The 12,235-nt window shown below is 61.6% G+C and carries 8 protein-coding genes; all 8 read left to right on the forward strand.

The features are described from left to right. Positions 1 to 151: 151 nt before the first annotated feature. Positions 152 to 1,345 carry a substrate-binding domain-containing protein gene (locus IE111_RS18170; protein WP_229805422.1) on the forward strand — a complete coding sequence of 398 codons (1,194 nt, stop codon included), beginning with the start codon at positions 152 to 154 and terminating at the stop codon, positions 1,343 to 1,345. 69 nt (positions 1,346 to 1,414) lie between these two features. Continuing rightward, positions 1,415 to 2,194, forward strand: a complete 780-nt coding sequence (locus IE111_RS18175) for an ABC transporter ATP-binding protein (RefSeq protein ID WP_189611386.1) — start codon at positions 1,415 to 1,417, stop codon at positions 2,192 to 2,194. Further along, on the forward strand, positions 2,191 to 2,922 hold the full coding sequence (locus IE111_RS18180; protein ID WP_189611387.1) for an ABC transporter ATP-binding protein: 732 nt from the start codon (positions 2,191 to 2,193) through the stop codon (positions 2,920 to 2,922). The genes IE111_RS18175 and IE111_RS18180 overlap by 4 nt, the downstream gene beginning before the upstream one ends. Further along, positions 2,919 to 3,968 (forward strand): branched-chain amino acid ABC transporter permease, encoded by a 1,050-nt coding sequence (locus tag IE111_RS18185; protein ID WP_189611389.1) that lies wholly within the window; start codon positions 2,919 to 2,921, stop codon positions 3,966 to 3,968. The genes IE111_RS18180 and IE111_RS18185 overlap by 4 nt, the downstream gene beginning before the upstream one ends. A gap of 1 nt (position 3,969) precedes the next feature. Further along, entirely contained in the window at positions 3,970 to 5,043 is a 1,074-nt protein-coding gene (locus IE111_RS18190) for a branched-chain amino acid ABC transporter permease (RefSeq protein WP_189611391.1), read from the forward strand. Then, positions 5,040 to 5,873: an alpha/beta fold hydrolase gene (locus IE111_RS18195; RefSeq protein WP_189611393.1), complete on the forward strand. Its 834-nt coding sequence runs from the start codon at positions 5,040 to 5,042 to the stop codon at positions 5,871 to 5,873. The genes IE111_RS18190 and IE111_RS18195 overlap by 4 nt, the downstream gene beginning before the upstream one ends. 779 nt (positions 5,874 to 6,652) lie before the next feature. Then, positions 6,653 to 8,287: a long-chain fatty acid--CoA ligase gene (locus tag IE111_RS18200; protein ID WP_189611395.1), complete on the forward strand. Its 1,635-nt coding sequence runs from the start codon at positions 6,653 to 6,655 to the stop codon at positions 8,285 to 8,287. Positions 8,288 to 8,310: 23 nt separating this feature from the next. After that, positions 8,311 to 11,763, forward strand: coding sequence for a hybrid sensor histidine kinase/response regulator (locus IE111_RS18205; protein WP_189611397.1), 3,453 nt, complete (start codon positions 8,311 to 8,313; stop codon positions 11,761 to 11,763). The last annotated feature ends 472 nt before the right edge of the window (positions 11,764 to 12,235 follow it).

Here is a 12,235-nt window from a genome sequence, read left to right on the forward strand (position 1 = left end):
GCGGGATGCCGCCCACTCAACCCATCCATGGGGGCTTGGCGGAAGCCATCCTGGCTGCCGACATCCCCGAATGGGTCCACCTGGCATCCGACGCTAGCCCAGCGTGTCTTCCACAAACTTGAGATAACAATAAGACGATAGGAGACAAACCATGAGATTGACCACCGTGTTCAAATCCGCCTTGATGGCTCTGCCGCTGGCATTCGCCGGCCAGACCCTGGCGGAGGACCCGATCAAGATCGCGCATGTGTACGGCAAGACCGGGCCACTGGAAGCCTATGCCAAGCAAAGCCACGATGGTTTGATGCTGGGGCTGGAATACGCCACCGGCGGTACCATGGAAGTGCTGGGTCGGCCGATCGAAGTGATCGAAAAGGACACCCAGCTGGATCCGGCCCAGGGGCGCTCCCTGCTGGAAGAAGCCTATGCGGACGACGAAGTGACTCTGGCCATCGGCCCGGTCTCCTCGGGCGTGGCGCTGGCCATGCTGCCGGTGGCGCAGGAATACGGCAAGATCCTGATGGTTGAACCGGCCGTGGCTGATTCCATCACCGGCGAGAACGGCAACCGCTATATTTTTCGCACCGGCCGCAACTCCTCCCAGGATGCGGTGGCCAATGCGGTCGCCATCGGCAAGCCGGGTGTGAAAATCGCCACCCTGGCGCAGGATTACGCCTTCGGTCGCGACGGCATCACGGCTTTCCGCAACGCTCTGGAAGGCAGTGGCGCCGAGATCGTTCACGAGGAATACGTGCCGACCGACACCAACGATTTCACCGCGGCCGGTCAGCGCATCTTCGACGCCCTGAAAGACGAAGACGGTGAAAAGATCGTGTTCTTTTACTGGGCCGGTGGCGGCAATCCGATGGGCAAACTGAAGGCGATGAACCCGGAACGCTACGACATCGAATTCGCCACCGGCGGCAATATTCTGTCCGCCCTGGTCGGTTACAAACCGTTTGTGGGTATGGAAGGGGCGACCTATTACTACTACGAGAGCCCGGACAACGACATCAACGACTGGCTGGTCGAGCAACACCTGGATCGGTTTGGTACACCGCCGGACTTCTTCACCGCCGGTGGCATGTCGGCCGGTATCGCCGCCGTCGAAGCCCTGAAGCGTTCAGGCGACACCGATACCGAAGCCCTGATCGACACCATGGAAGGCATGCGCTTCGATACGCCCAAGGGCGAAATGATGTTCCGGGCGGAAGATCATCAGGCCCTGCAATCCATGTATCACTTCCGCATCAAGGTGGAAGACGGCGTCGAATGGGCGATTCCCGAACTGGTTCGTGAAATCCCGCTCGAGGAAATGGACATCCCGGTCGGCCGCGACAACTGATCCAATCCAGTCCGACAACCTCCCGACCGGCCCGACATCGGGCTGGTCCGACCCTTTCTGGACACGATTATGACGACTCACACGACTACACCGGTTCTCGAAACCCGGGAGCTGAGCGTGCAATTCGGCGGCCATGTGGCGGTCAATCGGGTCAGTTGTCGCTTCGACAGCGGCACCCTGACCGCCATCGTCGGCCCGAATGGAGCCGGCAAGACTACCTACTTCAACCTGATTTCCGGTCAATTACCGGCGACCGAGGGTGAAGTACGTCTGCGCGGCCGGGTGCTGGGTGGCCGTTCCGCCGCGCATCGGGCCCGGGCCGGTCTGGGCCGGGCTTTTCAGCTGACCCAGTTGTTCCCGCGTCTGAGCGTGGCGGACAACCTCCGCCTGGTGGTGCAGGCCAAGCTCGGGCTCGGTTTTCGCTTCTGGCAACCGGCCAGCCACCTGATCGCTGTGGATCGGGAAGTGGAAGCGCTGCTCGAACGGGTCGATCTCGCCGGTCGTGCCGAGGTGCCGGCCTCGCAGCTGTCTCACGGCGGCCAACGACGCCTGGAAGTCGGCATGATGCTGGCACTCGACCCGGAGGTGATGATGTTCGACGAACCCACCGCCGGGATGAGCCTGGATGAGGCACCGGTAGTGCTGAACCTGATCCGGTCGATTAAAGAGGCGGGCGAGAAGACCATCCTGCTGGTGGAGCACAAGATGGATGTTATCCGCTCGCTGGCGGACCGCATCATCGTCCTGAACAACGGCACCCTGTTGGCCGATGGCGAACCGGCCGAGGTCATGTCCCTGCCGAGTGTTCGCCAGGCGTATTTGGGGGAATCCGGGGAGGGCGCGACATGAGCGACCAAACGATGCAACTGGCGCTGCGCGACGTCCATACCCACGTCGACGGCTACCACATTCTGCAAGGTGTCACTTTCGACGTACCCAGGCATCAAGTCACCATGCTGCTGGGCCGTAATGGCGTCGGCAAGACGTCAACCATGCGCACCATCATGGGCCTGTGGCCGTCGAGCCAGGGTGAGATCCGGTTGGAGGGCCAGCCGATCCATGGCTTGCCGACCATGCAGGTGGCGCGTCGCGGGGTGAGCTATGTACCCGAAAACATGGGCATATTCGCCAGCCTGACCGTCTCCGAGAATCTGCGCATCGCCAGTCGCAGTCAGGGGCTGGGTGGCGAGCGGCTGGACTGGATACTGGCGTTGTTTCCGGCATTGCAGACCTTCTGGCATTGGCCGGCCGGGAATCTGTCCGGCGGGCAAAAACAGATGCTGGCCATCGCCCGGGCGGTGATCGAACCCTGCGATCTGTTGCTGGTCGACGAACCCAGCAAGGGGTTGGCTCCGTCCATTATCGAGAAGCTGATCACCGCATTCCGATCCCTGAAAGACGAACGCACCACCATCCTGATGGTGGAGCAAAACATGAACATGGCCCGGCAATTGGGCGATCACCTGGTGGTGATGGACGATGGTCGCATCGTTCACGAAGGCTCAATGGCCGACTTCGCCGCCGACCCCGATCGCCAGAGCGAGTTGCTGGGTCTGTCGATGGAGGCGTCCACATGACGACCCGCGTCGAACCGATACAAGCGACCGGCGGCGAGCCGGTCAAACAACACCGCGCCTGGTGGCACCGGCCGGACGCCCAGGCCGCTGTTCTGGTTCCGGCCCTGGCGCTGCTGGCACTGCCGTTGACCGGCGACTTCAGCGCCTGGCTGACGCTGACCCTGGCGGGGCTCGCCATGGGCATGATGCTGTTCATCATGACCTCCGGCTTTACCCTGGTTTTCGGCCTGATGGATGTGCTGAATTTCGGCCATGGGGCGTTTATCTCCCTGGGCGCCTTTTTCGGCTTCACCGTATTGGCCGGCCTGGAGAGTTGGCGACTGGTGGACTCGCTCTGGCTGAACCTCTTGGCCTTCGGTCTTGCCGCCGTAGCGGCCATGATCGCTTGCGGACTGCTGTCCTGGGCGTTCGAACGGGTGCTGGTGCGCCGGGTCTACGGCAATCACCTGATGCAGATCCTGATCACCATGGGCGGCCTGATCGTCGCCGAGCAATTGATCTACGTCTTCTGGGGCGGTGAGGACTGGCCCATGCTGAAACCCGCCGCCTTTCAGGGCGGACTGCAATGGGGCGACCTGGTGTTCGAGAAATACCGGCTGCTGGCCGTTGTGCTCGGGCTGGTCCTGTTCGCCGCCCTGATGGCTGTGTTCAAGTGGACCCGTCTGGGCCTGCTGATTCGTGCCGGGGTCGAGAACCGCGAAATGGTCGAGAGCTTCGGCTACAACGTGCGCCGCCTGTTCGTGCTGGTGTTCATGGCCGGGTCCGCACTGGCCGCCATGGGCGGTGTCATGTGGGGCCTGTACGACGAGGTCATCACGGCGCATCTGGGACAGAGCATCATGATCACCGTCTTCATTGTCGCCATCATTGGCGGGTTGGGTTCAATCGAGGGCTGTTTCATCGCCGCCCTGATGGTCGGTCTGTTGTCCAACTACGTCGGCTTTCTGGCCCCCAAACTCGCGCTGGTCTCCACCATCGGCCTGCTGGTCGTGGTCTTAATGTGGCGCCCACAGGGGCTGGTCCCCGCGACCCAGGGAGGACAGTGACATGCTGCAAGCCTTACGCGATACCCTGCCGGCCAACCGCTGGATCCGTCTGGTCCTGTTGGCCATCGTTCTGGGGGTGATCTTCACGCCCTGGCTGTTCGATGGCACCCGGGCGCTCGACACCGCCGCACGCCTGAGCATCTTTGTTGTGCTGGCGGCGTCCTATGATCTGCTGCTCGGGTTCACCGGCGTAGTGTCCTTTGCCCATGCGCTCTTCTTCGGTATCGGCGCCTATGCCGTCGCCATTGCCTTCGACCACTTCGCCCCCGGCTTTGGTGTTCTGCTGGTCGCCATCGTCGCGGGCCTCGGTGTCTCGCTGTTGGTGGCGTTCATCATGGGCCTGGTGTCGTTGCGTGTGAAAACCATCTTCTACGCCATGATCACCCTGGCCGTGGCCAGTGCCGCGACTGTGCTGGTGTCCCAGCTCTACCACCTGACGGGTGGGGAAGACGGGCTGACCTACCGCATTCCGAAGGTGCTGACGCCGGCCTTCAAGTTGCTCGACGACAAGGTTTTCGGGGTGCGCGTCAACGGCAAGTTGATGAATTTCTATCTGGTGGTGTTCAGCTCGATCGTGCTGTTCCTGATCATGGTCCGGATCGTCGCATCGCCGTTCGGCCGCGTCCTCAAGGCCCTGCGCGAAAACGACTTCCGCGCCCAGGCCATCGGTTACAACACCCTGGCGTATCGCACCACAGCGACCTTGCTCAGCGCCGCTTTCGCGACCCTGGCCGGAGTGTTGATGGCGCTCTGGTTGCGCTACACAGGACCGGAATCGGTGCTGTCGCTGGACATCATGATCGATGTCCTGCTGATGGTGGTCATCGGCGGTATGGGCACGCTCTACGGCGCCATCATCGGCGCGACCGTGCTGATGCTCGCCCAGAGTTATCTGCAGGGCCTGATGGGCAACGCCCAGGATGTGATCGGCGGTGTTCCGATCCTGTCCGAACTCATGGCCCCCGACCGCTGGCTGCTCTGGCTCGGTCTGTTGTTCATCGCCAGCGTCTACTTCTTTCCCCAGGGGGTTGTCGGCCGATTCAGTGGCCCGGCGCCCAAGGAGGCAACGACATGATGGAGCACGCATTCATCACCCCGAACGACCGCGAATTGCACGTTCGCGTCTGGAACCCAAGCGCGGACAAAACCGTCGTATGCTGGCATGGACTGGCCCGCAACAGCCACGATTTCGAACCGCTGGGCGACGAACTAGCCAAGCAGGGCTATAGGGTCCTGGCGCCGGACACCATCGGCCGCGGCCTGTCGCAGTGGGCCCGTGACCCGCGCGAGGAATACCATTTCGGCGTGTACAGCGAACTGGCGCTGGGGCTGCTCGATCATTTCCGGGTGGATCGGCTGAGTTGGGTCGGCACCAGCATGGGCGGTTTGCTCGGCATGATTCTCGGCAGCGGGCCGCTGCAAGACCGCCTCGACCGACTGGTGCTGAACGACGTCGGCCCGGCGCTGCCGACCGACGCCTTGCGCCGGATAACGGAGTACGTCCGCGAGACACCGGCGTTCGATACATTATCCGCCTTTGAGGAGCGCATCCGCACGATCTACGCGCCATTCGGACCACGCAATGATGTGAGCTGGCGGGATATGGCCATGGCCTGTAGCCGGCGTCTGCCCGATGGCCGGTTTGTAACGCATTACGACCCGGACATTGTCGGGCAGTTCGATGAATCGGCACCGGCGGTGGATCTCTGGGATCAGTTCGATTCCATTCCATGCCCACTGATGCTGCTTCACGGTACCCAGTCGGATGTCCTTACCGGCGAAATCGTCGCCGACATGCGGGCGCGCAAGCCGTCGATGGAACTGCTCCAGTTCGATGACTGTGGGCATGCGCCTGGGTTGCACCTGGCGGATCATATCGAGCCGGTGGTTCGGTTTATCGGTTAGGTTTGGTTCCGGCTGGTTTTAGTTGGGTGCCAATGGTCCGTGCCAGGTACCGCGCACCCCTCAGGCGGTCGCCGCAAGTACCCGCAAGCGGGTCCGGCCAACCAGCAGAGCTGGTTGGCGTTCGGCTACGCGCGAAGCATGCTTCGCAAACGCTTGCCTAACCCATGTAGGCTCGGCGGCCCGGTCCGCACGCCATGGATGGCGGGAGTGCCGGTTTTGCAGGAGCAAAAAACCGGCCCTGCGGGCCGCCGTCCGCCTGTGGGGTACCCGGTACCTGGCACTTGCTATGGTAACCAAACCATCGTGTGGCTGTGCTCCGCTTGCTTGTAGGGTGGGCACTGCCCACCAATTTCCAGGTATGGCTATTGAGTAGGTTGGATTAGACGAAGTCGTAGTCCAACATCGGAGCTACTTTGGCTGCATTCACAAAATAGGTGGGCGGTGCCCACCCTACGATAGCCAAACGATAAGTATCTAACGGGATTTGGGGTTTTTGCAACGCTGCCACGGACGGAGATGGCAAGGGGTGGGGGCAGACCTATTTGGGGATGTCCGCAGCATGGATGCTGCGGTCAAGCCCCCATGGACGGGTTCATGGCGACCCCAAATAGGTCTGCCCCCACACCTTGCCTTGGCACTCATGGAGCACACCATATCTGGGCAACCAACAAAACCACTGCCACTAATCCCCTACCTCCTACTATTCGCCGATGGGGGTATGGCTCAACCGGAACTACACTCATCTCAACTTCAGAACAATGACAAAAGGAGCTCCCGGAATGACCGGCGCCATGATGTCTCATCCCCTGAACACCAGCGACATATTGAAGTCCGCCGCGACCCGGACACCGGATCAGTTGATCATCTCCGATTTGCCCGGCGGCAAACGGCATCGTTACACCTACAAAGACGCCCTGAGTCGCGCCGCCCGGGTCGCGAATCTGCTGGGCCAGGCCGGTATCGGCCGGGGCGATCGTGTGGCCACGTTGGCCGCCAACCATTACCGGCATTTCGAGCTCTATTACGGTATTTCCGGTTATGGTGCCGTGGTGCATACGCTGAACGCGCGGCTGTTCAGTGAACAGTTGCAGTACATCATCAATCACGCCGACGATCGCTGGATTTTTCTCGATCCGGAATTTCTGCCGCTGCTTGAAACCGTGGCCGATCAGATCGGCTCCGTTGAACGCATCGTCGTGCTGTGCGATCCCGACGATATGCCGACCTCCGAGGTGCTGACACTCGAAAATTACGAAACCCTGCTGCAGGATCAGCCAGAAGCGTTCGACTGGCCGCGGCTGCCGTCCGATGCGCCTTGCGGGCTCTGTTACACCAGCGGCACGACCGGCAATCCGAAAGGTGTGCTGTACGAGCAGGGCTCGACGGTGCTGCATGCGATGATGAGCGGGTCCAGTCAGTACCTGGATTTTAACGAGTGGTCGGTGGCGATGCCGGTGGTGCCGATGTACCACGTTTGCGCCTGGGGGGTGCCGTTTTCGGCGCCGCTGTACGGCGCCCGGCTGGTGCTTCCTGGGGCGGGTCTGGACGGGGCCAGTCTGCAACAGTTGATCGAAGACGAGTCGGTGACACAGGGGTTTGCCGTGCCGACGGTCTGGCTGAATCTGCACAATTATTTGCAGGACAGTGGCAAGCGAATCGATACCTTGCAGATGGTCGGTGTCGGCGGAGCGGCGTCGCCCCGTGCCCTGGTGAAGACCTATGACGAGCTGTACGACGTTTTCTGGATGGGCATCTGGGGCATGACCGAGACCAGTCCGCTGGCGACGGCGGCGATTCGCACACCGGCGATGGAGGAGATGACGCCCGAGGAGCGTTACGAGCTGCAGAGCTCGGCCGGTCGACCCATGTTCGGGGTCGAGATCGAGATCTTCGATGAAAGCGGTCGCCCGTTGCCGCATGACGGTGTCTCCCGGGGCAATCTGCGCTGTCGCGGTCCCTGGATTCTGGCGCAGTATTTCAAGGGGGAAGGGCAGGACAAGTTCATCGACGGCTGGTTCGAAACCGGCGATGTGGCGGTGATCAACCCCCAGGGCTATTTGCGCGTGGTCGACCGCAGTAAGGATGTGATCAAGTCCGGCGGCGAGTGGATCAGCTCGGTGGAACTGGAAAACGCGGCCCTGCACGACCCGGCCGTGAACGAGGCGTGTGTCATAGGGGCGACCCATCCGAAATGGGACGAACGGCCGGTCATGCTGGTCACGGTCAAGCCAGGGCAATTGCTGGATGAGTCGAAGCTGCGTGAAACCCTGAAGCAAAAGGTGGCCAAGTGGTGGTTGCCGGATGCCATCATTCAGGTCGATGAGCTGCCGCACACCGGAACCGGAAAGCTGCGTAAGGTTGAGCTTCGCGACGAATACCGGGATTATCTACTTCACGATCAAAAAACCGACTGACCCGGACCGACACCGAACGAATCATGGCGCCTTCCTTTTTCATTTTTATCGCGCTGCTCTACATAGCGCTGCTGTTCGCCATCGCGCTGCGCGGGGACCGGAAACCCCTGGCGCGGCGGTGGCAACCCTGGGTGTACGGCCTGTCGCTGGCCGTCTATTGCACCAGTTGGACCTTCTATGGCGCCACACGCCAGTTCGGGGAGTCGGGCTGGGCCTTCGCGCCATCCCATGTGGGCGCGATTCTCCTGTTCGTGTTCGGCTTTACCTTCTGGTTGAAGCTGGTCCGCGTCGCGAAACGGGAGAACGTCACCACCATCGCCGATTTCATCGCCAGCCGGTTCGGTCACAGCCGGGCCGTGGCGGTGTCGGTGGCGCTGATTTCGCTGATCGGCATCGTGCCCTATGTGGCGTTGCAGCTGAAGGCGGTGTCGGTCAGCCTGAACATCGTCTCCGGTGACCTGGCGTCGTCCGCCCACTGGTATACGGACTCGGCATTGTATGTGTCGCTGATGATGGCGCTGTTCACCATGCTGTTCGGCACCCGGCATCTGGACACCTCCGAACACCATCCGGGCATGATGCTGGCCATTGCCTTTGAGTCGGTGGTCAAGCTGATCGCCTTCCTGGCCGTCGGGTACTGGGCGGTGTACAGCGTCGGTGGCGGTTTCGGCCAGATCATTCGCGACACTATGGCCAACCCGGAAACCCGGGAATTGCTGACCAGTTTCGACGATCCGTATGTCTACCTGACCCAGGCCGCGCTTGGCATTGTCGCCATCGTTGCCTTGCCGCGCCAGTTTCATGTCGCCGTCGTGGAAAACCGGAATGAAGACGACCTGCGCAAAGCGCGCTGGATTTTTCCGCTCTATCTGGTGGCGATCAATTTCTTCACCCTGCCGCTGGTGCTGGTCGGCTTTCACCATTTCGCGCCGGACGCGGCCAGCCTGGAATACCTGACGCTGACGCTGCCCATGGCCGAGGGCCAGAACGGCCTGGCCCTGTTCACCTTTGTCGGCGGCCTGTCGGCGGCGACTTCGATGGTGATCATCGCCACCGTCGCGCTCAGCACCATGCTCAGCAACGAAATCATCCTGCCGGCCCTGATCCGACTGGGCTGGTGGTCGACCGACGCGCCCGACCTTGGACGGCGCATCGTCTGGCTGCGACGGCTGGGCATCCTGCTGATCGTCCTCGCGGCGTTTTTTTATTATCGCCTGATCGTGGCCTACGAAGGGCTGGTCGCGATCGGTCTGGTGTCATTTGTCGCCGTCGCCCAGTTCGCACCGGCGCTCTTCCTCGGCCTGTTCTGGACGGCCATCAATCGCAGCGGTGTCCTGTGGGGGTTGGGTCTGGGCTTCCTGTTCTGGTGCTACACCCTGTTGATGCCGTTGTTTGTGCGCGCCGGCCTGATGCCCGAGCATTTGCTGGACGGCCTGTTCGGCCTGAGTTTCCTCAAACCCCAGGCGTTGATGGGGCTCGGCGGTTTGGATCCGATCGTCCACGGTGCCGCCTGGAGTCTGGCGATGAACGTCCTGGGCCTGCTGCTCGGCTCGGCCTATACCCGCGAGACCCTGAAAGACCGCATGCAGGCCTCGCTGTTTGTCCATGCGAACCGCCCGGACGCACCGGTGATGGGCACGTCGGGTCGCCAGGTCTCGGTCGGCGACCTGCATCTGTTGCTCGGCCGCTTCATCGGCGCCGAAAAACTGCAGGTCCTGTTCGCGCGCTACATCAACCCGCTGAACGGTCGGCTGCTGGGCGACCAGAAAGCCGACGACGAATTGCTCTACCAGGCCGAACGGGCTCTGTCGTCGGTGTTGGGCGCGCCAGCGGCCCGCCTGCTGTTCGAACGGTTCGACCAGCCCATGAGCGGAGAGTGGCGGGACTTATCGACTATGGTCGACGAGGCCTCCCAGGTGCTCAAGTTCAACCGCGAACTGTTGAACTCGGCGTTGCAGTCGATCAACCAGGGCATCAGCATCGTCGACCGCGATCTGAACGTGGTCGCCTGGAACCAGGAATACCAGCAGATGTTCGACTACCCCGACGGTCTGTTGGCGGTCGGCAGACCGGTTGAGGAGCTGATTCGCTACAACGCCCTGAAAGGGGAGTGTGGCCCGGGCGAGGTCGAGGACCTGGTCCAGCGGCGTTTGAACCATCTGCGTTCGGGCGGTTCCTACCGCTACGAACGACGCCGGCCGGACGGCAGTTATCTGGAAATCCAGGGGAACCCGATGCCCGATGGCGGTTTCATCACCGTCTATTCGGACATCACCGATCGCCGCCGCATCGAGGACCAGTTGCGTCGCAGCAATGAAATCCTCGAGGACAAGGTTCAGCAGCGAACCCAGGCGCTGCAGATGACCAACACCGAGCTGGAGAAAGCCAACGCCAACAAGACCCGCTTCCTGGCCGCCGCCGGCCACGATCTGGTGCAGCCGCTGAATTCCGCGGCCCTCTTCGCCGCCAGCATGCAGTCCAAACTGCGTCGCTTCGGTGACAGCGGCGATCTGGTCAACCTGGCCGAACAGATCGAGCGATCCCTGAATTCAGCGGATAATCTGCTCAGTGAATTGCTGGAAATCTCCAAGCTCGACTCGGACATCATCAAACCCGAGATCCAGCGTATTTCCCTGGATAAACTGCTGAACTCCCTGCACGAGGAATTCGAAGTGCTGGCCGCGAAGCGTGGCATCCGGCTCACCATTGTCCCCAGCAGCCTCTGGGTCGAGAGCGACCCGCGTTTGTTGCGTCGTATGCTGCAGAACTTCCTCAGCAATGCCCTGCGTTACAGCCAGCGTGGGCGTGTCGCTCTGGGGGTTCGTCGTCACGGGGACTACTGCTCCATAGAAGTCTGGGATACCGGTCCGGGGCTCAACGACGCCCAGCAGAACGAGATCTTCGAGGAATTTCACCGTCTGCCGGATACCCGCAGCGATGAAAAAGGCCTGGGGCTGGGGCTCGCCATCGTCCGGCGCTTGTCGCGCCTGCTCAAACACCCGGTGTCCATCAGCAGTACCCTGGGGCGGGGCAGCGGTTTCCGCGTCCACGTGCCGGTCACCCAGGCCGTCACGGCCCAAAACGACCCTCAACTCGTCGATGAGGCGAACAGCCGCGTTTACCGCATACTCTGTGTGGATAACGAACAACAGATCATAGAGGGCATGCACAGCCTGCTCGCCGAGTGGGGCTTCCAGGTCGACACCGCCGCCGACAAGGACGGCGCCGAAGCCTGCGTCGCCCGGGCCATGCCTGATCTGATCATCATGGATTACCACCTCGACCAGGGTTTGACCGGGCTCAGCCTACTCAAGGAATGGCAACAGACCTGGCTGCGGCATACCCCGGTAATCGTCATCACGGCGGATTACACCGACGAGGTCCGACTGGCTATCGAAAAACGCGGCTTCCGATTGCTGAAGAAACCGGTTCGGCCGTTGCAACTGCGGTCGCTTGTCGACGCCGCATTGAGATAAGTCTTCGGGGTTCTGCGGTGCCACGGCCTCTGGTGGCTGGGTAGGTTTCTGCGCCAGTGGCCCGTGCCGGGTGTGGGGGTAGGCCTCCTCGGGGTCGCGCGGGGTGCCGCCCACTCAATACATCCATGTAGGCTTGACCTCGGCATCCATGCCTCGCACATCCCCGATGAGGCCTACCCCCACGCCCGGCACTTATGTCCGAGGCCGCATTTGCGTCCATTCCATACACGTGAGCACCGTAGGGTGGGCACGGCCCACCATGGGTAATGAACCAATATTCCGGGAGGCAACGATTTGCAACCAGCGGCCTCGTAGACTTCCATGGTGGGCCGTGCCCACCCTAGGGTGGTATCAATCGATGATAGCGAGTAGATACTCCGTTTAGCGTCAAGCCTTAAAATGCTCATCGCTGAACAAAAGCGCACTATCAAACGGCGTTTCATTCTTCATGCAAGCCCAGATACCAGTCAGG

Source organism: Saccharospirillum salsuginis (genome assembly GCF_014651855.1).
GTDB lineage: Bacteria > Pseudomonadota > Gammaproteobacteria > Pseudomonadales > Natronospirillaceae > Saccharospirillum > Saccharospirillum salsuginis.